This is a genomic window from Aeromicrobium sp. YIM 150415, assembly GCF_016918125.1.
GTDB lineage: Bacteria > Actinomycetota > Actinomycetes > Propionibacteriales > Nocardioidaceae > Aeromicrobium > Aeromicrobium piscarium.
On record NZ_JAERWM010000029.1, the window covers coordinates 19,491 to 40,919 of the forward strand.

General features: G+C 69.4%; 20 protein-coding genes. 9 read left to right on the forward strand and 11 right to left on the reverse strand.

Annotated features, from left to right (window positions below; translation table 11 throughout):
- Positions 1–43: 43 nt before the first annotated feature.
- The 3 genes from JL108_RS17305 to JL108_RS17315 are packed head-to-tail and all read right to left on the reverse strand — an operon-like array spanning position 44 to position 2,290.
- Positions 44–649 (reverse strand): TetR/AcrR family transcriptional regulator, encoded by a 606-nt coding sequence (locus tag JL108_RS17305; RefSeq protein WP_205199377.1) that lies wholly within the window; start codon positions 647–649, stop codon positions 44–46.
- Positions 633–1,313 carry a hypothetical protein gene (locus tag JL108_RS17310; RefSeq protein ID WP_205199378.1) on the reverse strand — a complete coding sequence of 227 codons (681 nt, stop codon included), beginning with the start codon at positions 1,311–1,313 and terminating at the stop codon, positions 633–635. Before JL108_RS17310 ends, JL108_RS17305 begins: the two co-directional genes overlap by 17 nt.
- Entirely contained in the window at positions 1,310–2,290 is a 981-nt protein-coding gene (locus JL108_RS17315; protein ID WP_205199379.1) for a hypothetical protein, read from the reverse strand. The genes JL108_RS17310 and JL108_RS17315 overlap by 4 nt, the downstream gene beginning before the upstream one ends.
- A gap of 187 nt (positions 2,291–2,477) precedes the next feature.
- Between JL108_RS17315 and JL108_RS17320 the strand changes: the two genes are divergently transcribed.
- The 5 genes from JL108_RS17320 to JL108_RS17340 all read left to right on the forward strand — a co-directional run bounded on the left by JL108_RS17320 (position 2,478) and on the right by JL108_RS17340 (position 8,417).
- Positions 2,478–4,151, forward strand: coding sequence for a sodium:proton antiporter (locus tag JL108_RS17320; RefSeq protein WP_205199380.1), 1,674 nt, complete (start codon positions 2,478–2,480; stop codon positions 4,149–4,151).
- Between the two features lie 266 nt (positions 4,152–4,417).
- On the forward strand, positions 4,418–6,259 hold the full coding sequence (dnaK, locus tag JL108_RS17325) for a molecular chaperone DnaK (protein ID WP_205199381.1): 1,842 nt from the start codon (positions 4,418–4,420) through the stop codon (positions 6,257–6,259).
- The gene (gene grpE / locus JL108_RS17330) at positions 6,256–6,852 is read left to right on the forward strand and encodes a nucleotide exchange factor GrpE (protein ID WP_205199382.1); all 597 of its coding nucleotides are present in this window, start codon (positions 6,256–6,258) and stop codon (positions 6,850–6,852) included. The genes dnaK and grpE overlap by 4 nt, the downstream gene beginning before the upstream one ends.
- 29 nt (positions 6,853–6,881) lie before the next feature.
- Complete coding sequence (gene dnaJ / locus JL108_RS17335; RefSeq protein WP_205199383.1) at positions 6,882–8,036, forward strand: molecular chaperone DnaJ; 1,155 nt, start codon at positions 6,882–6,884, stop codon at positions 8,034–8,036.
- A 6-nt stretch (positions 8,037–8,042) separates the two neighbouring features.
- Positions 8,043–8,417, forward strand: a complete 375-nt coding sequence (locus JL108_RS17340; protein ID WP_205199384.1) for a heat shock protein transcriptional repressor HspR — start codon at positions 8,043–8,045, stop codon at positions 8,415–8,417.
- A gap of 57 nt (positions 8,418–8,474) precedes the next feature.
- On the opposite strand, the gene JL108_RS17345 is transcribed toward JL108_RS17340, so the two are convergent.
- A complete protein-coding gene (locus JL108_RS17345; RefSeq protein WP_205199385.1) occupies positions 8,475–9,050 on the reverse strand; it encodes a TetR/AcrR family transcriptional regulator in 576 nt (191 codons plus the stop codon).
- A gap of 58 nt (positions 9,051–9,108) precedes the next feature.
- Here JL108_RS17345 and JL108_RS17350 point away from each other — a divergent pair, with 58 nt between their 5' ends.
- Together JL108_RS17350 and JL108_RS17355 are read left to right on the forward strand one after the other, a co-directional pair.
- Complete coding sequence (locus JL108_RS17350) at positions 9,109–9,582, forward strand: DUF4188 domain-containing protein (RefSeq protein WP_205199386.1); 474 nt, start codon at positions 9,109–9,111, stop codon at positions 9,580–9,582.
- A gap of 261 nt (positions 9,583–9,843) precedes the next feature.
- Positions 9,844–10,716, forward strand: a complete 873-nt coding sequence (locus JL108_RS17355; RefSeq protein WP_205199387.1) for an adenylate/guanylate cyclase domain-containing protein — start codon at positions 9,844–9,846, stop codon at positions 10,714–10,716.
- A gap of 8 nt (positions 10,717–10,724) precedes the next feature.
- Here JL108_RS17355 and JL108_RS17360 read toward each other — a convergent pair whose 3' ends face one another.
- The 5 genes from JL108_RS17360 to JL108_RS17380 all read right to left on the reverse strand — a co-directional run bounded on the left by JL108_RS17360 (position 10,725) and on the right by JL108_RS17380 (position 15,282).
- Complete coding sequence (locus JL108_RS17360; protein ID WP_205199388.1) at positions 10,725–11,660, reverse strand: TauD/TfdA family dioxygenase; 936 nt, start codon at positions 11,658–11,660, stop codon at positions 10,725–10,727.
- Between the two features lie 135 nt (positions 11,661–11,795).
- Positions 11,796–12,419 (reverse strand): LUD domain-containing protein, encoded by a 624-nt coding sequence (locus tag JL108_RS17365; protein WP_205199389.1) that lies wholly within the window; start codon positions 12,417–12,419, stop codon positions 11,796–11,798.
- Positions 12,416–13,945: a LutB/LldF family L-lactate oxidation iron-sulfur protein gene (locus JL108_RS17370; RefSeq protein ID WP_205199390.1), complete on the reverse strand. Its 1,530-nt coding sequence runs from the start codon at positions 13,943–13,945 to the stop codon at positions 12,416–12,418. The genes JL108_RS17365 and JL108_RS17370 overlap by 4 nt, the downstream gene beginning before the upstream one ends.
- Complete coding sequence (locus JL108_RS17375; RefSeq protein ID WP_205199391.1) at positions 13,942–14,700, reverse strand: (Fe-S)-binding protein; 759 nt, start codon at positions 14,698–14,700, stop codon at positions 13,942–13,944. Before JL108_RS17375 ends, JL108_RS17370 begins: the two co-directional genes overlap by 4 nt.
- A gap of 171 nt (positions 14,701–14,871) precedes the next feature.
- Positions 14,872–15,282, reverse strand: coding sequence for a hypothetical protein (locus JL108_RS17380; protein ID WP_205199392.1), 411 nt, complete (start codon positions 15,280–15,282; stop codon positions 14,872–14,874).
- 137 nt (positions 15,283–15,419) lie between these two features.
- On the opposite strand from JL108_RS17380, the gene ppc reads away from it, so the two are divergent.
- Positions 15,420–18,206: a phosphoenolpyruvate carboxylase gene (gene ppc, locus JL108_RS17385; protein ID WP_205199393.1), complete on the forward strand. Its 2,787-nt coding sequence runs from the start codon at positions 15,420–15,422 to the stop codon at positions 18,204–18,206.
- Between the two features lie 146 nt (positions 18,207–18,352).
- On the opposite strand, the gene JL108_RS17390 is transcribed toward ppc, so the two are convergent.
- On the reverse strand, positions 18,353–19,297 hold the full coding sequence (locus JL108_RS17390) for an NAD-dependent epimerase/dehydratase family protein (RefSeq protein ID WP_240191448.1): 945 nt from the start codon (positions 19,295–19,297) through the stop codon (positions 18,353–18,355).
- A 104-nt stretch (positions 19,298–19,401) separates the two neighbouring features.
- On the opposite strand from JL108_RS17390, the gene JL108_RS17395 reads away from it, so the two are divergent.
- A complete protein-coding gene (locus JL108_RS17395) occupies positions 19,402–20,088 on the forward strand; it encodes a TetR/AcrR family transcriptional regulator (RefSeq protein WP_205199394.1) in 687 nt (228 codons plus the stop codon).
- Between the two features lie 27 nt (positions 20,089–20,115).
- Here the strand turns inward: JL108_RS17395 and JL108_RS17400 are convergent, their stop codons facing one another.
- Entirely contained in the window at positions 20,116–21,414 is a 1,299-nt protein-coding gene (locus JL108_RS17400) for an MmgE/PrpD family protein (RefSeq protein ID WP_205199395.1), read from the reverse strand.
- Positions 21,415–21,429: the final 15 nt, after the last annotated feature.

Here is a 21,429-nt window from a genome sequence, read left to right on the forward strand (position 1 = left end):
CGCCGTAGCCTCTCACAGGGCGGCACCAGCCGGCTGTCGACGCTCAGGTCCCGGTGTCGGAGAGGGCGAGTGCGCGTGCCAGGACGATCCGCAGTCGATCGAGTTCCGCGTCCGCGTCGAACCCGTCGTCGCCGCAGCGCAGGTAGAGACTGTCGCTGATCGACTGCATCCACGTGGCCGCGTGGGCGGGCGCCCAGCCCGGGTCGGCGCGACCCTCGGCCTGCAGGCGCGCGATCAGATCGGACAGCAGGGTATGCGCCACGGTGTCGATGGCACCGAGCAGCTGTCCGACGACGGGGTCCACCAAGAGCTGGCCGAGCAGAGCGACCGCCAACGGGCCGGCGAAAGGATCGCGCAGGTCCTCGGTGACGCGGTCGATCACCCGCCAGAAGGCGGCCAGGGCATCATCGTCCTCGATGGCCCGGAGGTCGGCGATGGTCTGGTCGCGGTCGATCTCCAGCATGCCGTGGAGGATCGCGCGCTTGTCGGCGAAGTAGTGGAAGATCGTGCCGGACCCGAGTCCGCTGGCCCGGCAGATGTCCTTGACCGTCGCCCCGTCGTAGCCCTTCTCGGCGAAGGCGTGTGCCGCGCCGGCGACGATCTGCTCGCGCCGTCGTGCATGCAGGGCGGGGTCAGCTCGACGGGCCATCCTCGTCCTCTCGCTCGCGGTCCTTGCGCTTCCGTCGTCGCTCCAGCTCGCTCAGGCCGACGACCACCGCGACGACGAAGGGCACGACGTACTGCAACCAGGACAGATCCAGGTCGGGCAGCCAGCCGAACCAGTCCCAGTCCGGCAGTAGCCGCGAGACCCAGTAGACCGGATCGACGTAGCGCAGCCAGTCCGGCGGCGAGATATCGGGCAGATCGGGCAACCACGACCAGTCGATACGCGGCAGAAGACCACGGAAGAAGGCGCTCACGACGGCACCGATCCCCAGTAGGCCGATGAGCATGCCGAGACCGGTCGTCACGACATGGCGGGCGGCGAAGAGGCGCGGATGGGTCTCACGCCAGTCGTAGCGACGCCGCGCGCGAGTGCCCGCCGGCGGGACGAAGTCGGTCCGCACCGGACGGGTGCCCTCGGCGCGTTCGACGAGGCGTACCCGCCGGATGCCGCGACGTGCGTTCAAGCCGACGAGCACGGTCTGTTCGATCTCGTCGTCGACCGTGCCGAGCCCGACCTTGATGTCATCGAAGGCTCCGGCGCTGCGCTCCTCGACGAGCTCGCCGTCACAGGTCACGCGCACGGTACCGCCCCCGAGGTCCTCAGCACCGAGGTCACGACGGCGATCGCGCAGGGTCCAGATGCTCATACCGCCACCCCGCGCTCGGCGCGACGGATACCCCATGCCGCGAGTGCGATCACGGCGATCAGCTGGACGGCATTGGTGGCGTACTTGGCGGTCGGGTCGTCCGCGGGCGGCAGGAGGAAGGCCTGTAGCGAGTAGACGATGAGCGGCGCGCTGGCGACGACGGCCACATGGCGCTGATCCCATCCGGCCCGTGACGACCACCGGCTGGCCAGCCAGGCGATCAGCAGGAGCACGATCACGGCGACGCCGACACTCGGCCATGCCCACGGTCCTGGCTCGGGCGCCGACGCGGTGGAGTAGACAGAGAGGAGCGCCAGTGCCGTCAGCGCCGTGACGGTGAGACTCGGAGAAGCCCCGGATCGCTCCCGCCCGGGACGAGGCGCGAGCCAGGCGAGTGCGACGCAGGCGATCAGCGCGATGGCGACGGCGCCGGCCTCCAGGGGTGTCGGGAGATAGGAGCTCTCGGTGGCGATAGCGGCGGCTGCCAGCAGGTAGGCGACGATGCCGAGCGCCGCTCCCCACCAGGTCAGCCACGGACGGTCACGGGTGCGGGGGCTGGCGGACTCGACGATGGCGATCGGAGCGCAGAAGCTCCAGATGACGTGTCCGACGACGAAGGCGAGCAGCTGGCTGATGTCGATGCCGAGGAACGGTGTCGGCAGTTCCTGCCAGAAGTCCGAGTCGTCGAAGTAGCCCGGGTCGAACAGGGAGCGATCGATCACAGCTGCCTGGACCACGCCGAAGGCGGCCGCCAGGGCGATCATGCTCGGCCAGCCGCGACCCGTCCGCCGGGCGAACTCGCGGATCAGCAGTGCGGGCACGCCGTAGAGCGGCGCGAGGATCACCAGGCTGACCACGATGCCCGGGAGATCGGCGAGTCGCTGACCGAGGTAGCCGCTCAGGTACTCCGCCGAGATCGGTGCGAGCACGAGCAGGCCGAGGATCGGCCAGAGCGTACGCGCTTTCATGGAATGCACGTTCTAAGAATAGCTCTGGGCCCGCTCCCTCGCGACCCCCTGGGCGGTGAGCTGTCCCGCACTTCCACGATCGGCTCGCCTGGGCGGTGAGCTGTCCCGCACTTTCAGGCCTCGGGTGCGTGATAGCTCACCGCCAAGGGGTGGCGAAAAGCGGACGGGAGAGAGGCGGTGCGAGTAGCGTCGGGGTGTGGAACTCACGCTGATCGTCGTCGTCGCGCTGCTGGTGATCGTGGCCGTCCATGCGGTCGCCGGACGTGTCGGGGTCGCGGCCCCCCTGGTGCTGGTGTTGGTCGGCATCGGTGTGAGCCTCCTCCCGGCAGTGCCCGATATCGAGATCGAGCCGGAGTGGATCCTCGGAGTGGTGCTCCCGCCGCTGCTCTACGCGGCGGCAGTGCGGGTGCCCACGATGGACTTCCGCCGCGACTTCAAGGTGATCTCCGGCCTCTCCGTGGTGCTGGTGGTGATCTCCTCGGTGGTCATCGGCTGGGTGATCTCGATGCTGATTCCCGGTATCGGCCTGGCGACCGGCATCGCCCTCGGCGCCATCGTCAGCCCCACCGATGCGGTGGCGACCTCGATCGTCCGCAAGGCCCGAGTCTCGCCGCGCATCGTGACCGTGCTCGAGGGCGAGAGCATGCTGAACGACGCCTCGGCGCTGGTCCTGCTGCGGTCGGCCATCGCCGCGACGGGAGCCAGCGTGTCGCTCTGGGGCGTCGTGGGCGACTTCCTCTACGCCGTGGCGGTCGCCGTCGTCATCGGCTTCGTCGTCGGCCACCTCAACCTCGCCGTGCGTGCCAAGCTCGGTGACCCCACGGCCGGTGTCGCGATCACCATCGTGGCGCCCTTCGCGGCCTATCTCCCGGCCGAGCATCTGCACGCCTCGGGGCTCGTCGCCGCGGTGGTCGCCGGCCTGGTGGCCGGGCACGGGACGCCGCGCCGGCTCACCGCACAGGACCGAGCGACCGAACGGGCGGTCTGGGGCACGCTCGAGTTCGTGCTGGAGAGCGCCGTGTTCCTGTTGATCGGCCTCGAGCTCGAGGCGATCGTGCGCGACGTGCAAGACCACCACGGCAATCCCTGGCAGGCGCTCGTCTACGCCTCGGTCGTGGTGGCCCTGGTCCTGGTGCTCCGGTCGGGCTTCGTCGGCCCGCTGATCTGGTGGATGAGTCGCCGCCAGCGACGTTTCCCCGAGCTGCGCGAGCGGATCAACGAGGCCCAGGGTCGGGTCGCCGCTGCACCGGACCACCCGCGCTCGAAGCGGATGGGATGGGTGCTGAACCAGAAGCTCGCGGATATCGACTACTTCACCGAGGCGCAGTTCGGTCGTCGCGCGGCCGTCGTGCTCGTCTGGGCCGGCATGCGCGGTGCGGTGACCCTGGCTGCCGCGCAGACCCTCCCGGCCGATACCCCGCAGCGCTCGCTGCTGGTCCTCATCGCCTTCGTCGTAGCCGTCGGGACGCTGATCATCCAGGGTGGTACGTTGCCGTGGCTCGTCGGCAGGCTGGGCCTGAGCGGCGGCGATCCCGGTGCGACCGAGCGCGAGCGTGATGAGCTCCGAGCGCATCTGCGCACCACGTCTCGCGCATGGCTGGACGAACAGGAGAGACTCGACGACAGCGTCCTCGATGATGCGATGATCGAGCGCCTGCGCCGGATGATGGAGGCGCAGGAGAGCGCTGAGCCCGCCTTCGACATCGCCCAGGTCCGTCGGATGCGGCTCGCGCTCATCGACTCCGATCGGGCCGAGCTGCTGCGATTGAGCGAGCTGGGCACCTTCAGCTCCCAGGTCATCGAGGAGCAGCTGAACCGCCTCGATGCCGAACAGATCGGTCTGGAGCTGCGCGATCACGAGGACGGCTGAGCCCGGCCCTGCCTGCGCCCACCCGAGTGGGCGGTGACCTACGCACGTCTCACTCGCGTGGGCGGTGGCTTACGCACGTCTCGGCGGTCTTGAGAGGTGCGTAAGTCACCGCCCCTCGAGGCGGTGGTGACCTGTGAGCGGAGTCACGCGCAGCCCCGGGTGCCAGGGGGAACAACGGTCGCTTGAGCAAAGTTGATAAGATTAGACTCAAGTCGGTTGACCCACAGTTTTTCAAGCATTCCACGACTCATTCAGGAGGAGATCACATGGCTCGCGCAGTCGGTATCGACCTCGGCACGACGAACTCCGTCGTCGCCGTGCTGGAAGGTGGCGAACCCACCGTCATCGCGAACGCCGAGGGCGCCCGCACCACCCCGTCGGTCGTCGCCTTCGCCAAGGACGGCGAGGTCCTGGTCGGCGAGGTCGCCAAGCGTCAGGGTGTGACCAATGTCGACCGCACCATCCGGTCGGTCAAGCGCCACATGGGCACGGACTGGTCGACGAAGATCGATGACAAGACCTTCAACGCCCAGCAGATCAGCGCCTTCGTGCTGCAGAAGCTCAAGAGGGATGCCGAGGCCTACCTCGGAGAACCCGTCACGGACGCCGTCATCACGGTGCCCGCCTACTTCAACGACCACCAGCGCCAGGCCACCAAGGAAGCCGGTGAGATCGCGGGCCTCAACGTCTCGCGCATCATCAACGAGCCCACCGCGGCGGCCCTCGCCTACGGCCTGGACAAGGCCGACGACCAGACGATCCTCGTCTTCGACCTCGGCGGCGGCACCTTCGACGTCTCGCTGCTGGAGATCGGCGACGGCGTCATCGAGGTCAAGGCCACCAGCGGCGACAACCACCTCGGTGGCGACGACTGGGACAACGCGGTCGTCGACTGGATCGTCACCAAGTTCAAGAACAGCAATGGCATCGACCTGTCCAAGGACAAGATGGCCATGCCGCGTATCCGCGAGGCCGCCGAGCGCGCCAAGATCGAGCTCTCGAGCTCGTCGAGCAGCTCGATCAACCTGCCGTACATCACGGTCGACGCGGACAAGAACCCGCTGTTCCTCGACGAGACGCTGACCCGGGCGGAGTTCGAGAAGATCACGTCCGATCTGCTCGAGCGCACCAAGGCGCCGTTCAACAACGTCATCCGCGATGCCGGGATCAAGGTCGACGACATCGACAGCGTCGTGCTCGTCGGCGGCTCGACCCGTATGCCCGCCGTCAGCGAGCTCGTCAAGAAGATGACCAACGGCAAGGAGCCCAACAAGGGCGTCAACCCCGACGAGGTCGTCGCCATCGGCGCGAGCCTGCAGGCCGGCGTCCTCAAGGGCGAGGTCAAGGACGTGCTGCTGCTCGACGTCACCCCGCTGAGCCTCGGTATCGAGACCAAGGGCGGCGTGATGACCAAGCTCATCGAGCGCAACACCACGATCCCGACCAAGCGCAGCGAGGTCTTCACCACGGCCGACGACAATCAGCCGTCAGTGGCGATCCAGGTCTACCAGGGCGAGCGCGAGATGGCCGCCGGCAACCAGCTGCTGGCCACCTTCGAGCTCACCGGGCTGCCCCCGGCGCCGCGCGGTGTCCCGCAGATCGAGGTCACCTTCGATATCGACGCCAACGGCATCGTCAACGTGTCGGCCAAGGACCGCGGCACCGGCAAGGAGCAGTCGATGACCATCACGGGCGGCTCGGCGCTGTCCAAGGACGACATCGACAAGATGGTCAAGGACGCCGAGCAGTACGCCGAGGAGGATCGTCAGCGCCGCGAGGCCGTCGAGACCCGCAACCAGGCCGAGGCCCTCGTCCACTCCACCGAGAAGTTCCTCGAGGAGAACGGCGACAAGGTCGGCGACGACGTCAAGACCGAGGTCAACGCCGACCTGGAGGCGCTCAAGGAGGCGCTGAAGGGTGAGGACAACGACGCCATCTCGGCGGCGGTGACCAAGCTCGGCACCTCCAGCTCCAAGATGGGCGAGGCGATGTACGCTGCCGCTGCCGCCGAGCAGCAGGCCGCGGGCGACGCCCCGACCGCCGAGGGCGATGACGACGATGTCGTCGAGGCCGAGATTGTCGACGAAGACGAGGGTGAGCAGAAGTGACCGAACAGCCCGACCACGGACAGTCCGACCCCTCGGTCGACGAGCCCGAGGTCGCGGCGGCCGGTGAGCCGGAGGCCTCTCCCGAGGGGGAGGCCCCGGCCGCCGGGGCGGACGACTCGGTCGAGCGTCAGCTCGCCGAGCGGACGCTCGACCTCCAGCGACTGCAGGCCGAGTACGTCAACTACAAGCGCCGGGTGGACCGTGATCGCGAGCTCATGCGCAAGCAGGGCCGCGAGGACGTCCTCACCGCGCTGTTGACGGTGCTCGACGATATCGGGCGAGCCGAGGAGCACGGCGAGCTGACCGGTGGCTTCAAGGCCGTCGCGGACGCGCTGCAGGCCGCCGTGGCCAAGTACGAGCTCGAGGCCTTCGGCGCCCCGGGCGAGCCCTTCGACCCGGCCCTGCACGAGGCGGTGTTCCATGCCGGCGAATCGGCCGATGTGGACACCACGAGCGTCGCGCAGGTCATGCGCATCGGCTACAAGGTCGGTGACCGGGTCGTGCGTGCGGCCACCGTCGGAGTCGTCGATCCGGCCGGCGACCAGCCCGCCGAGGCCGACGACGACGAGAACGACGAGAACGACGAGCAGTAATCGATACGGATGGAGAGGAGGGGTGAGTCGTGAGCAACCCCAGTGACTGGGCGACCAAGGATTACTACAAGACGCTGGGCGTCAAGAAGGATGCCTCGGCAGCTGATATCAAGAAGGCCTACCGCAAGCTGGCGCGCGACAATCACCCCGACTCCCACCCGGGTGACACCGCCGCCGAGGAGCGCTTCAAGGAGGTCTCCGAGGCGTACAGCGTCCTGGGGTCGGCCGAGAAGCGCAAGGAGTACGACGAGCAGCGCTCGTTGTTCGGCCAGTTCAAGGGCGGATTCCCCGGCGGGGGAGGTGGTTTCCCGGGCGGTGGTGGTGGCGGCACCACCATGAACGACTTCGACCTGTCCGATCTGCTCGGCGGTATCTTCGGGGGCGGCGGAGGTCGCGGCGGACGTCGTCGCCAGCCGCAGCCGCGCCGCGGTGAGGACCTGGAGTCCGAGGCCACGATCACGTTCCAGCAGTCGGTCGACGGAGCCACCCTGCCGCTGCGGCTCACGAGCGACGAGGCCTGCCCGACGTGTCACGGCACCGGTGCCGAGCCGGGCACGGTGCCCAAGGTCTGCCCGAAGTGCCAGGGCAGCGGCATGCAGACGGGGACGTCCGGCGGCGTCTTCGCGATGACGGAGCCCTGTTCGCAGTGCCGTGGCCGCGGGCTGATCGTCGAGCATCCGTGCGCGACCTGCAGCGGCAGCGGACGGGCCCCGTCGAGTCGAACGATCCAGGTCAAGGTCCCGGCCGGGGTCAAGGACGGCCAGCGGATCAAGCTCAAGGGCAAGGGCGGCAAGGGCGACGCCGGAGCACCCAATGGCGATCTGTTCCTCGTCGTGCATGTCGAGCAGCACCCGCTGTTCGGGCGCAAGGGCAGCGACCTCACGATCACCGTCCCGGTCGCCTTCGACGAAGCGGCCTTGGGGGCGCAGATCAGCGTGCCGACCTTGGACGGTCCGCCGGTCAAGATCAAGGTGCCGGCGGGCACTCCCACCGGACGTACCTTCCGGGCCCGCGGCAAGGGCGGCACCACGAAGTCTGGTGAACGCGGTGACCTGCTGGTGACCATCGAGGTCCAGGTGCCGCGTGAGCTCAGCGAGGAGCAGCGGGCCGCGGTCGAGTCCTATCGCGCGGCTCGTGGCAGCGAGGATCCGCGTGCGAAGCTGTTCGACGCGGTGAAGGGATGATCGGCGATGAACGAGTTCGTACCGCCGGGGCCTGAGGCCAAGGTCTTCGTCATCTCGGTCGCAGCCGAGCTCTCGGGCCTGCATCCGCAGACCCTGCGCACCTACGACCGGCTCGGGATCGTGGCCGCGGGCCGCACCACCGGTGGCGGTCGTCGGTACTCGCTGCGCGATGTCGAGCAGCTGCGCGAGGTCGCGCGGCTCACCGCCGAGGGCCTCGGGCTCGAGGGCGTCAAGCGCGTGATCGAGCTGGAGAATCAGGTCGCGGCGCTACAAGAGCGGGTGGCCGAGCTGCAGGCCGAGCTGGCGACGGCCCAACAGCCCCAGAACCTCCCGGCCGTGGTCGCGCACCACCAGATCGCTCTCTGGCAACGCCGTCGCTGAGAACCCGTTGAGTGCAGGGCGGTGCCCCCACACTCAACGGGTTCTGGCTTCTCTCTGTCAGGTGGACCAGGCGCGTTTGGCGGCGTCGAGGGTCGCGGCGTAGAGCGCGTCAGCATCGGCGGTGTGGGGGAGCGCGCCGGCGAGCTCGATGCTCACCATGCCGTGCACCTGCGCCCAGATCACCGCCGCGACGATCGCCGGATCCTCCGGGCGGAAGGTGCCCTCTCGCTGGAGGCGTTCGACGGCCTCGCGCAGCGGCGCCATCGAGGCGGGAGCCAACTCCGGATCGGGGGTGCACTCCTCGCTCATCATCAGCGCGCCGCCGAACATGAGGCGATAACGTGCCGGGTGGTCGAGGGCCCACCGACGATAGGCCACGCCGAGGGCAGTGAGCCCCTCCTCGGCGGCCTCGGCCTGGGCGGCGCCGAACGAGGCGAAGGATTCATTGAGCAGGGCAGCCAGGAGCTGTGCCTTGCTGCCGAACAGTGCGTAGATCGCGGTGGTCGAGGTGTCCGCCTCGCGAGCGACGGATCTCAGCGAGAGCGCCGCCGGTCCGACTCGGTCGACCACCTCCGCGGTCACTTCCAGGAGTCGTCCTCGTAAGGCGTCATCATGGAGCACAGGTCTTGCCATGGGGACAGGTTAGCCGTAACGTCGTTTTATAACGACGTTACGAAAGGTGAGTCCCTCCATGAACCAGGTATTCCCCGGGCGCTACACGGCAGCTCCCCAGACCGAGACGGTCACGGTCTTCCTCATCGGCATGCGGGCCAACCGGTGGTGGAAGCTCCCCGCGGTGATGCGCACTGCCGTGGCGATGCCGCGCATGCTCATCCACCTCGAACGACACCCCGAGGCTGGCCTGCTCGGCTACCACCAATGGTTCGGGCGTACGACGATGCTGCTGAGCTATTGGGAGAGCCCCGAGCACCTCCAGCGCTTCGCCGCGGACACCGGAGCGCCGCACCTCGGACCCTGGCGGGACTTCATGCGCCGGGTGAGCGGGACCGGCGATATCGGTGTCTGGCACGAGACCTATCAGGTCCCGACGTCGAGCCTCGAGGTCGTCTACAACGGCATGCCCCGCTTCGGGCTCGCCGGCGCCACCGACCACGTGCCGGTCGGACCCGGTACCGCCACCGCACGCCAGCGCCTCGGCCGCTGAACGCCGCCATGGTGGTCGTCCGTGCACCACTGGGGACAGGCCGTTTGTGAGAGTGGGCGCGTGGTGCGATACTTGCCATGCAGACCCCCCACAGCATTGTGGAGCAGGGGGTCTAGCTGTTTTCAGACCTCCCGTGGCACATAGCCGCACCGTAGTCGTCCGAGACGAGATGCGGACGGTTGTCCACAGGGACGATCGGATGGGCGCACGTGTATCGACATCGGCACCCGCGCTGGCGGGTTCTCGTGCGACGATGCCTCCGTGAGCGTTCTGGAGATGGTGCTGGCGACGACCGTCGTCCTCCTGACGGCCGCCCTCGGTGGGTGCCTGCTCGCGCTTCGCCGCTCACGTGCGCAGGTGGTTCGCCTGGAGGCAACGCAGCAGCGGACCGCGCCGCGATCACCGAAGGCCCTCCGCGTCGCGGGCCGGGCCGCGCGGGTCGTGGCGCAGTCGGCGGCTCATGTGCGCGAGCACGGTGTGACGTCGCTGGTCACCAGCTCGATCGAGGATCTGACCCGATGGGCGGCCGAGAGCCGTGCTGCGATCGCCGAGGTCACCGCGCCCGATGGCACCGTCACCGTCCTCTTCTCCGATATCGAAGGATCGACCGAGCTCAACGTGCGGCTCGGGGACCGCGCCTGGGTCGGTCTGCTCGCCGAGCACGACAAGCTGGCACGGGCCGTCATTGCCCGGCGCCGCGGCCGCGTGGTCAAGAGTCAGGGCGACGGCTTCATGGTCGTCTTCCGCCATCCGGCGGATGCCCTGCGGGCCGGCTGGGAGATCCATCGCGGGCTGGCCTCCGCGCGGGGCCGGCTGCGATCGACCCCGATCTCCGTGCGCATCGGGGTGCACCGTGGTGTGGTGGTCGCCCGAGACGGCGACTTCTTCGGCCGCAACGTCGCCCTGGCGGCGCGGGTGGCCGCTCAGGCCGGTGGCGGCGAGACCTTGGTCTCCGATGAGCTGCGTGAGGCTCTGCTCGACTCGACCGAGTTCGTCTTCTCCGAACCCCGGGAGGCTACGCTCAAGGGCTTCGCCGGCCCGCAGACGCTCTGGCTCGTCGACGAGGTGGTCGACGACCACGAGGAGGATGCTCGGTCTCGACGTCCCAGGCTGTCTCGCCCGCGCCGCGGCTGAGGCCCGGTTCAGGCGGCCGGGGAATACCCCGTCGCGTCACCTCGCCGCACCGTGGACGTCACCCCGTCCACGCTCACCGGCACATCGCCGGCGACCGTGATGCGGTGCATGACGCGGCGCTCCCCGGCATAGTCGGCGACCGCGTAGTGCTGCGTCGCCCGGTTGTCCCAGACGGCGACATCGCCGGGTCGCCAATCCCACCGCACCGTGTTCTCGAGCGTGGTGACCTGGCGTTGCAGCAGCTCGAACAGGGCACTGGAGTCGCGGGTGCTCAGACCCACGATCCGCTTGACGAACTGACCGAGCAGTAGCGCGCGCTCGCCGGTCTCGGGATGGACGCGGACGACGGGGTGCTCGGTCTCGAACACATCGGAGCCGAACTCGTCGCGATACGCCTGCTCTTTGACGTCGATGCCGCCGATACGCCGCTCGTCGTGGTCGGCGGCATAGTCGTAGAGATTGGTGTGCACCGCCCACAGCCGTTCGGCCATCGCCTGCACCGCCGGATGCAATGTCACGTAGGCGTGCGCGGTGTTGGCCCAGGCCGTGGTGCCACCGAACGAGGGGAGGGTCACGGCCCGGAGCACGCTGATGGCCGGCACCCGATCCACGAAGGTGACGTCGGTGTGCCACGCGTTCGCCTTGCCGTGGGAGGAGTCGATCGGCAACACGGCGTTCGCGTCACCGCGGACGGTCGGGTGAGGGGCGGTCGGGGTCCCGAGGCCGGCCGCGAACTCGTAGTGCGCGAGATCGTCGAGTCCGGGTTGACCGCGCACGAAGACGACCTTGTGCTCGAGCACGGCCCGCCGGAACTCGGCGGCGATCGTCGCCGGCAGGGGACTGGTCAGGTCGACGCCCTCGACGACGGCCCCGATGTGCTCGCCGACGCGGCGCACGTCCAGATGCCGGTAGGTGACCCCTCGGGTCGGTGCCGTGATGGTCATGCTGCCTCCGATCGTTGCCTCCCCTCAGGGTGCGTCTGCGATCGCGGTCCGCGGGCTCTGCTCACTGACCGAGACTGGTCCCGGACCGACCTTCGAGGGGGGATACTCCGCCCTCGGTTCAGGCAGCGGGTCGGCTCAACGCACGACGATGACGCGGAGGGTGCGGGGCCCGTGGACGCCCTCGACACGGCTCAGCTCGATATCGCTCGTGGCGCTCGGGCCGCTGATCCAGGTGAGCGGGTGGGTCTGAGCGCCGAGCTCGGTGATCCTGGCGACCGCCTCGGGCACGTCGCTGACGATCTGGTCGGCGGAGACGAGGCACACGTGGACGTCCGGAACGAGGGAGGCCGCGCGGCGTCCCTGTCCGCGCCCGTGGTCGAGCACGAGCGTGCCGGTGTTCGCGATGCCGATCGTCGCGGTGGTGACGACGGCATCGACCTGGTCCAGCTCGGTGGAGGTGAGGTCCGCGGCGTCGAGCCACTCGACCTCAGCGTCGCTGGGCCACGATTCGCGCAGCGTCCGGTCGCCGACGACATGCCGCGCGTCGCCGAGGGCGGTGGCGATCGCGTCACCAGCCTCGTCGCGATCGACGACATCGACACGAGCCCGGTAGTCGGTGACCCGCTCGACGAAGCGGTCGACGAGGTCGAGGCCGCCGGTGCTCACGGGCCGGCCGTACTCCCACGGCACCTCGGCTAGCTCGGGCCGATCGGCCAGCGCCGAGCGGACCCGGCCCAGGATCTCGTCGCGCGCGCTCATTCTCTCTCCTCGCTCGGCCCAGGCCGGCCGCCATCGGTGCGCTTCCACCAGGACCGGAAGGACTCGGACGGCGGGACGGGGGCGTCGCGGGCGCCGCTCCAGGCATTCAACGGCGGCGGAAGCTGGCGCAGCACCTCCTTGCGCCCGAGCAGTGGGCTGCGCAGTGCCTTCCCGCCCGTCGACGCGATCTTCTCGGCCGCCTCGTAGCGTCGGTGGTCCGCGAACATCCAGCCGGCCGCCTTCATGGCCAGGGCCTCCGGCTTCGGCACCCCGCCGCGGTGCTCGTCGACGACGCGGGTGCGCAGGTGTACGAGCAGCGCCGGGATGTCGATGCGCACCGGGCACGCGTCGAAGCACGCCCCGCACAGGCTGGACGCATACGGCAGCGACTGGTCGATCTCGCTGGAGGTGCCGCGCAGCTGCGGGGTGAGGACGGCCCCGATCGGGCCGGGATAGATCGAGCCGTAGGCGTGCCCGCCCGCGCGCTCGTAGACCGGGCACACGTTGAGGCATGCCGAGCAGCGGATGCAGCGCAGTGCCGCGCGGCCGACCTGGTCGGCGAGGACATTCGTGCGGCCGTTGTCGAGCAGCACGATATGCACGTCCTGGGGGCCGTCGCCCTCCGCGCCGCCGGTCCAGATCGAGGTGTAGGGATTCTCCCGCTCCCCGGTGCTGCTGCGGGGCAGAACCTGCAGCAGCACCTCCAGGTCGCGCCAGGACGGCACGATCTTCTCGATGCCGACGACCGAGACCAGCGTCCTCGGCAGCGACAGGCACATCCGGCCGTTGCCCTCGGACTCCACCACCACGAGGCTGCCGGTCTCGGCGATCGCGAAATTGGCGCCCGAGACCGCGAAGTCCGCGCGCAGGAACTTCTCACGCAGGTGCAGCCGGGCCGCTTCCGCGAGCCGCGGCGGGTCGTCGGTGAGGTCCTCGGGGGCGGGCCGGCCCACCTTCTTCATCTCGCGCAGGAAGATCTCGCGCACCTCGGAGCGGTTGCGGTGGATCGCCGGCACCAGGATGTGGCTCGGCCAGTCGTCGCCGAGCTGCACGATGAGCTCGGCCAGATCGGTCTCCCACGCGTCGATGCCCGCGGCCTCCAGCGCCTCGTTGAGCTCGATCTCCTGCGTGGCCATCGATTTGACCTTGACGACCTCGCGCGCCTGCTTCGCCCGCGCGAGGTCGACGACGATGCGATTCGCCTCGGCCGCGTCACGGGCCCAATGCACCGTGGCGCCGGCGGCGGTCGCCCGCTCCTCGAACTCCACCAGGTACTCGTCGAGTGAGAACAAGGCGCGGTTCTTGATCGCCTCGGCCGCCTCGCGCAGTTGCTCCCAGTTGTCGAGCTCGCCGACGACGGACGCCCGCTTCGCCCGGATCACGCCGGTCGCGTGGGCGAGGTTGCGGCGCTGCACGGGATCGTCGAGGGACTCCCTGGCCGCCTGCGGGAAGGTCGGCATGCCCAGGAACGTGTCGGTGACGCCGACATGAGGACGTGAGGTAGTGCCCATGGTTCGCTCACTCATGACGGGTCCTCCTCGGTCGATGCCAGGATCTCCGCGAGGTGCATGACCCGGACGCCCGACCGCTCCCGTGAGAGCAGGCCGCCGATGTGGGCGAGGCACGAGTTGTCGCCCGCCGCGAGCACCTCGGCACCGGTGTCGCGGACGTGCCGTGACTTGTCGGCACCCATCGCGATGGACGTGTCGGCATTCTTCATCGCGAAGGTGCCGCCGAAGCCGCAGCACTGGTCGGCCGCGGGCAGCTCCACGAGGTCGATGCCCTTGACGGCTCGCAGCAGCGACAGCGGCTTGTCGCCGACCCGCAGCATGCGCAGCGAGTGGCAGGTCGGGTGGTAGGTGACCCGGTGCGGGAAGTACGCGCCCACATCGGTGATGCCGAGCACGTCGACGATGAACTCGCTCAGCTCGTAGGTGCGCGGGGCGAGCGCCTCGACGCGGTCCACGAGCCGATCATCGCCCGCGCGCCGGGCGATGTCCCGATGCTGATGCCGGACCGACCCGACGCACGAGCCCGACGGAGCGATGATCGCGTCGTAGGAGCCGAAAGCCCGCACGAAGGTCCGCACGGCCGGCTCCGCCTCGTCGAGATAGCCCGTGTTGGTGAACATCTGCCCGCAGCAGGTCTGCTCTACGGGGAACTCGACCTCGACGCCCAGCCGGCGCAGCAGCCGCACCACGGCCTTGGGCGTCTCGGGCCACATCAGATCGTTGAAGCACGTGGCGAACAACGCGACCTTCAAGCCGAGGACACTGCTCATGCTCCGACTCTCGCACGAGGTGCTCGGAACCGCCGACTGCCCATCCTTGCGGTAGGGCGGTGGGTAAGCGTCCGTCGTGCGGTGGCGAATGGCCGCTGAGCCACCGCCCACGATCGAGAACGGCCGCCTACTCACCGCCCAGGGCGGGAGGGTTCGCATGACCCGGTCAGGTCACGAGGTGCGGACGGCGAGGCACCCGTCGACGGTGTCGAGTCCTTCGACGACGGCGGCGACATCGCCGGAGGTGTCGTAGGCCGCTCTCACCTGGGTATCCACCATCGAGTCGACCCAGGAGACGCTGCAGGCCGCACTCAGGAGCTCGTCACCCTGGATGATCGTGAGACACACCTCCGTGCGGTCGTCCTCCACCGGTCTGCCGAGGTAGAACGCGTAGCCGTCCTGCTCGTGCAGCAGATAGGCGTCCCGCATCGAGCCCTGGGCGCTCTCAGGAAGCTCGGCCAGGACATCGGTCTCTCGCTCGGCGACCTCCGGCAGCGCGCAGGATGACGACTCGCCCCCGCACGCGCCGAGAACGGTGATCGCGAGCAGGCCGACGGCCACGGCGTGAAGACGTCGTCGCATGTGCTCTCCTCGGGTCGAGCCTCCACCATGCCATGGATCTGGACCATGTGTGCCGTTTCGGGGTGTGTGGGGCACTTCACCGCGGACCGGGCGCTCCGAGGGCGCGCACCCACGTGCCGCGTCCTAGGCTCGATGACATGACCGCCAGTGAGTTCGACGCGATCGCCAGTTCCATCGACGATGCGATGCGCCACGATGTCCGGCGGGTCGTCGACCTGCTCGGTGAGACGCTCAAACGCCTCGAGGGCGAGGAGCTCTTCGACCTGGTCGAGCAGGTGCGGGCCCATGCGAAGGTGGTCGAGGAGAGCGAGGACGACACCGAGCGTGACGCATCGGCACAGACCATCCGCGAACTGCTGCGAGATGCCCCGCCGGCGACGCTCGGCCAGCTCGTGCGGGCGTTCAGCGTCTACTTCAGTCTCGCCAATGTCGCCGAGCAGGTGGCGCGCGTCCGTGGCTTCGCCTCGCGGCCCGAGGACGACGGCTGGCTGGCCCGCGCGATCACCGACATCGTCGACGAGCAAGGGCCCGAGGGGCTGCGCGACGGCATCGACCGACTGCACGCGCGCACGGTCTTCACCGCGCACCCGACCGAGGTCAGCCGTCGCACCGTGCTGACCAAGCTGCGCCGCATCGCCGACATCCTGTCCGACCCCTCCGACCCGGAGAGCCGCAAGCGGAGGCGTCAGGACGCCGACCTCGCGCAGCTCATCGACCTCGTCTGGCAGACCGATGCCGTGCGCCGGACCCGCCCGACGCCGCTCGACGAGGCCCGGCACATGGTCTTCTATCTGCAGCAGATCCTCGACGAGGCGATGCCCGCCCTCAGCCGCGAGCTCGACGACATGCTGCGTGAGCACGGGGTCGAGCTCGCACCCACGCGAGCCCCGTTCAGCTTCGGCTCGTGGATCGGCGGCGACCGTGACGGCAATCCGAATGTCACGCCGCAGGTGACCCGCGACGTGCTCGACCTGCATCACCGCATCGCCTCGCGCATCGTCATCGAACAGCTGGACGTGCTGATCCGCGAGCTCTCCCCGTCCGACGAGCTCGCCGGCGTCAGCGACGAGCTGCTGGAATCGCTGGAGGCCGACCGCGAGCACCTGCCCGATCTCGACCCGCGGCTGCTGGTGGTCAACGCGGCCGAGCCGTACCGCCTGAAACTGTCGTGTATGCGCCTCAAGATGCAGAACACGGCGTCGCGGATCGCGCAGGCGCAACACCGCCGGCCCGGCTGGGACTACGCGAATCGCGACGAGCTGCTCGACGACCTGTTCATCGTGGACCGGTCGCTGCGCGCCCATGGCGGCGAGCTCATCGCCGATCGGATGCTCGCCGATGCGATCCGCCAGATCTCGCTGGTCGGCCTGCACCTGGCCACGCTCGATATCCGCGAGCACGCCGACGCGCATCATCACGCGATCGGCCTCATGGTCGACCGGCTGGGGGAGCAGGACCGGGACTACGAGGACCTCGACCGTCCCGAGCGCACGGCTCTGCTGTCCACCGAGCTGCTCGCGCGCCGGCCCCTCAGCCCGACACCGCCGGCGCTCGACGAGTGGGGAGCACGGACCTTCGGCGTCTTCGACGCGGTCCGCGACCTCAAGGCGACCTTCGGCGAGGAGGTCGTCGAGTCGTACATCGTCTCGATGGCCCGCGGCGCCGATGACGTGCTCGCTCCTGCGGTGCTCGCCCGGCAGGCCGGACTCGTCGACCTCGTCGGCGGCCCGGGTGTCGAGCCGTTCTCGCGGCTGGACTTCGTGCCGCTGCTGGAGACCATCGAGGAGATCCGGCGGGCGGGCGATGTGCTCGACGATCTCCTCAGCGACGAGGCCTACCGCGAGATCGTGCGCCTGCGTGGCGATGTCCAGGAGGTCATGCTCGGCTACTCGGACTCCAACAAGGAGGGCGGTGTCACCACCTCGCAGTGGGAACTGCACCGGGCGCAGCGCAGTCTGCGCGATGTCGCGCAGAAGCACGGGGTGCGGCTGCGGCTCTTCCACGGACGCGGGGGCACGGTCGGTCGAGGTGGAGGCCCTACGTACGACGCGATCCTCGCCCAGCCGTGGGGCGTGCTCACCGGCGACATCAAGTTCACGGAGCAGGGCGAGGTCATCAGCGACAAGTACGCGCTGCCCAAGCTCGCGCACGAGAACCTGGAGCTCTCCCTCGCGGCGGTCCTCGAGGCCTCGACCCTGCACCTGGAGTCGCGGCATCGTCCCGGCCAGCTGGAGGCGTGGGACGAGGTGATGACCCTCGTCAGCGACGCGGCGTACACGTCCTACCGCGGCCTCGTCGAGGATCCGGGGCTGTTCGACTATTTCCTCGCCGCGACACCGGTCGACCAGCTCGGCGAGCTGAACATCGGCTCGCGTCCCGCGCGTCGGCCGGACTCCGGTGGCGACATCTCGGGTCTGCGGGCGATCCCCTGGGTCTTCGGCTGGACGCAGACCCGCCAGATTGTGCCGGGCTGGTTCGGTGTCGGCAGTGGATTGCGCGCGGCTCGCGAGGCCGGGCGCGGCGAGGTGCTCGACGAGATGTACCGCGAGTGGCAGTTCTTCCGCACCTTCATCTCCAATGTCGAGATGACGCTGACCAAGACGGACCTGCGGATCGCCGAGCGCTATGTCGAGGCGCTGGTGCCCGACGAGCTCACGCATGTCTTCGACCTCGTCCGCGCCGAGCACGAGAGCACGCTGGCAGAGGTGTTGCGGGTGACCGGCGAGGACGCGCTGCTCGAACACCAGCCGGAGCTGCGGCGCACCCTCGACGTGCGCGACGCCTACCTGCAGCCGATCTCCTTCGCCCAGGTGGGTCTGCTCGCCCGCGTCCGGGAAGACCCCGACTCCCTCGACGACGACATGCGTCTGGCCCTCCTGCAGACCATCAACGGCATCGCCGGCGGCCTCCGCAACACCGGCTGACCCTCACGCCGGCTCGGTGGGCGGCGGTAGCTGGTCAACCTCACCTCCCGAGTGGCGGTAGCTGGTCAACGTTATGGGTGTCCGGTGAGGTTGATGGAGTACCGCTCGTCCCGGGGTGAGCGGCCGATGAGGTTGACCAGGTACCGCTACCGCGACGGGGTGTCGGCCGCCGCGCGCCACCAGGCGATGGTCGCGGCGGCGGCTTCCTCCAGCGGGGTCGGTGTGACGCCCAGCCGCGTCCCGTCGGAGCGGCTGTCCATGACATAGGGCTGCTCCCACTGGTGCAGCATCTCGGCGAGTTCGGCACTGTCGCGATGGACCCGACCGGCCCATCGCAACAGTCCTCCGGGAATCGGGCGGACTCTCGGCGCATGCACGTCCGCGGCCCGCGCGTACTCCGCGATCAGGTCGCGCTGCGTGATCGGGGGAGCGGTGGGGGCCATGACCAGCCCGTCGACCGCGGTGTCGTCCGCCGCGCGTGCCATCGCCGTGGCGAGATCGGGCAGGTAGGTGAAGGAATGCGGCTGGTCGACGGCTCCGAGGGGACGCACTGTCCGGCCGCGCAGGATCGGCACGATCATCCGCTCTCCGGCGTGGGCATTGGCACGAGCGAACGGCCCGAAGTAGTCCGAGGCGGCGACGCTGACCGTCCTGGCCATCGCGTGCTCGCGGGCGCGCAACAACTCGACGCGCACCTCGCCCTTGGCCGAGCCCGGCACGAAGGGCGAGGCGGAGGTGAACGGCTGCTCTCCGGCGTCGAGTGCGTAGAGGCTCTCAGCGAAGATCACCGGGATGTCCGCGGATGACGCCGCGCGGAGTACGCCCGACTCCAGCGCCGGCAGCTCGGCCCTCCAGGTGTCCGCGCGATAACGCGAGGCGTGCAGGCACCAGTGGACGGCCGCCGCGCCGTCGATCGCGGACCGCAGCTCGGCCGCGGCGCTCGCGTCACCGGCCCGCCGTTCGATGCCGGGATGCGCGGGACCCGATCCCGAGCGTGTGAGGAGGCGGACGTGATCGCCGCGTTCGGCGAGATAGAGGGCGAGGGTCGAGCCGATGGGTCCGGCGCCGACGACGAGGTGGGTGGTCATCATGATCTCCAAACTGTGAGCAGTGCTCTCTGTTTGATCATCGCGAATAGCTTCGGGGAAATCAAGAGCACTGCTCACAAAAACGTCTGGTGCCCTACGATGAGGCCATGAGCACACCACGGCAGCGGGCCCGTGAGCAGACGATGCGCGATATCGTCCGCATCGGCCGCGAGCACCTCGCGGCGGCGGGTCCCACCGCACTCTCGCTACGGGCGATCGCCCGCGACCTCGGGGTCGTGTCGTCGGCGGTCTACCGCTACGTCGCGAGTCGCGACGAGCTGTTGACGCTGTTGATCGTCGACGCCTACGACGAGCTGGGCGATGCGGTCGAGGCGGGGGTCGCGGCGTCCGGCGAGGACCCACGCGAGAGATTCATGGCCGCGGCACGCGCCGTGCGGTCCTGGGCCATCGCCGAGCCGTCCCGTTATGCGCTCGTCTTCGGCACGCCCGTCCCCGGCTACGAGGCACCCGGGGAGCGCACCACCGGGCCGGGCACGCGGGTGATCGTCGCGTTGTTGAGGCTCTTCGACGACGCGGCGCGCACGGGCCGGTTCGCGGCCGCCGCGCTCACGATCGACCCGGATCTCGGCGCCGATCTCTCGCGCATCCGAGAGGAGTACGGCTCGCCGCTGGAGGACGCTCAGCTCGTGGCGGCGACGATCGCCTGGACGGGCATCTTCGGCGCCGTCAGCTTCGAGGTCTTCGGCCAGTACGGCACCGACACCTTCGCGGCGCCCTCAGCCTTGTTCGAGGCGCAGATGGAGGTACTCGCCGCAGGCACCGGCCTGTCCTGAACCTCGCTTCAGAGGGGTGAGCTGAGATCAGCCGATCGGCAGGCAGCCCCACACCGGTCGCAGCTGCTCCAGGGTCGCGCATGCCGGCGTGGCGCCGGGCAGCTGATCGATGACACGGCGCACGAGCTGCGCGTCCGTCGGGCCGATGAGGCCGCCCAGCTTCTCGAGGACGGCATCGGTATCGAGCGGCAGGTGGGCCGTGTCCCCGACGGGATTGGACTGCGCGGCCGACACGACGGTCCCGTCGACGCCGATCAGCTCGACCTCCGCGATGCGTCGATGCGGCAACTCGGCGTCGAGGTCGCTGCGGGCCTCGACCGTGACGCGCTCGCTGAAGGCCTCGGCACTGGCGAAGGCCGGCGACGCCGGGTCCATGACATCGGGGGTGACCCGCCCGCTGACCACCGCGGTGCTGACGACGAAGGGCAGTGAGAACATCGCCGACAGTCGATTGTGCGGGTGCCGCTGGAAGAGCGGTGCGGCGAGCGAGTGGATGGCGACGTGTACCTCGGCGATGTCGGCGGGGTCCTCCCAGTGCTCGCGGAGGGCGAGGGCGAGGTCGACGGCGGCGTGGGTATAGGAACAACAGGAATGCAGCTTGAGATAGCCCTCGTGAACCAGCCAGCGGCGTCCGAGATCCTCGGTCAGGAAGGCGGGATGGAGCTCGCCGACGATCTCCCCCAGGGAGTGGCGGATGGACCCCTGGTTCTCGACCAGTCCCGCCATGGCCAGCCGCGCCGCGTCGAGGCCCGCGCTGTTGGCCCGCGCGATCCACAGATTGCGCGTGAAGTCTCCCGCCAGCACGGTGGACCACGGGGTTACCTGCAGAAGTCCTCCGACCGCATCGATGGCCGCTGCCACCTGGGATGCGTCGCCGCCGCGCAGCAGTGTCGCTGCCGCGGCGGCTCCGGTGGCCCCCCAGTGGCCGTGGGTGTGCCAGCGCGGATCGCGCCGGGTCGCGTAGCCGAAGCGCGCGGCGATCTCGTATCCGGCGATGATCGCGGTGACGAGCTCGTCTCCGGTCGTCTCCGGGCCGCACGAGGCGAGTGCCGCGAAGACGACGTGCGCCGCAGGGTGTCCGGTGGCGTACTTGTTGCCTTCGTCGAGCTCGAGCATGCAGGCGGCGATCGCCGACACGAGCAGGTCGTCGCCGATATCGCGGTGAGTGGAGGTGGCGGTCTCTCGCAGCGCGGTGATCTCCCGGGTCCGCAGTCCGGCCACTGTGACGCCGACGAGATCGGTCAGCAGGAGCCGAACACGGTCGGTGAGGGCCGGCTCTGGTCCGGTGCGGCGCAGGGCGACGGCCATCTCCGCCACGGCACTCACGGCGCTCTTCGTGTG

Excerpts from the sequence above, each read along its gene's own strand:
- JL108_RS17305 (WP_205199377.1), bottom strand. The coding sequence starts at position 649 with ATGGCCCGTCGAGCTGACCCCGCCCTGCATGCACGACGGCGCGAGCAG.
- JL108_RS17310 (WP_205199378.1), bottom strand. The coding sequence starts at position 1,313 with ATGAGCATCTGGACCCTGCGCGATCGCCGTCGTGACCTCGGTGCTGAG.
- dnaK (WP_205199381.1), top strand. The coding sequence starts at position 4,418 with ATGGCTCGCGCAGTCGGTATCGACCTCGGCACGACGAACTCCGTCGTC.
- JL108_RS17340 (WP_205199384.1), top strand. The coding sequence starts at position 8,043 with ATGAACGAGTTCGTACCGCCGGGGCCTGAGGCCAAGGTCTTCGTCATC.
- JL108_RS17345 (WP_205199385.1), bottom strand. The coding sequence starts at position 9,050 with ATGGCAAGACCTGTGCTCCATGATGACGCCTTACGAGGACGACTCCTG.
- JL108_RS17350 (WP_205199386.1), top strand. The coding sequence starts at position 9,109 with ATGAACCAGGTATTCCCCGGGCGCTACACGGCAGCTCCCCAGACCGAG.
- JL108_RS17360 (WP_205199388.1), bottom strand. The coding sequence starts at position 11,660 with ATGACCATCACGGCACCGACCCGAGGGGTCACCTACCGGCATCTGGAC.
- JL108_RS17365 (WP_205199389.1), bottom strand. The coding sequence starts at position 12,419 with ATGAGCGCGCGCGACGAGATCCTGGGCCGGGTCCGCTCGGCGCTGGCC.
- JL108_RS17370 (WP_205199390.1), bottom strand. The coding sequence starts at position 13,945 with ATGAGTGAGCGAACCATGGGCACTACCTCACGTCCTCATGTCGGCGTC.
- JL108_RS17375 (WP_205199391.1), bottom strand. The coding sequence starts at position 14,700 with ATGAGCAGTGTCCTCGGCTTGAAGGTCGCGTTGTTCGCCACGTGCTTC.
- JL108_RS17380 (WP_205199392.1), bottom strand. The coding sequence starts at position 15,282 with ATGCGACGACGTCTTCACGCCGTGGCCGTCGGCCTGCTCGCGATCACC.
- ppc (WP_205199393.1), top strand. The coding sequence starts at position 15,420 with ATGACCGCCAGTGAGTTCGACGCGATCGCCAGTTCCATCGACGATGCG.
- JL108_RS17390 (WP_240191448.1), bottom strand. The coding sequence starts at position 19,297 with ATGATGACCACCCACCTCGTCGTCGGCGCCGGACCCATCGGCTCGACC.
- JL108_RS17395 (WP_205199394.1), top strand. The coding sequence starts at position 19,402 with ATGAGCACACCACGGCAGCGGGCCCGTGAGCAGACGATGCGCGATATC.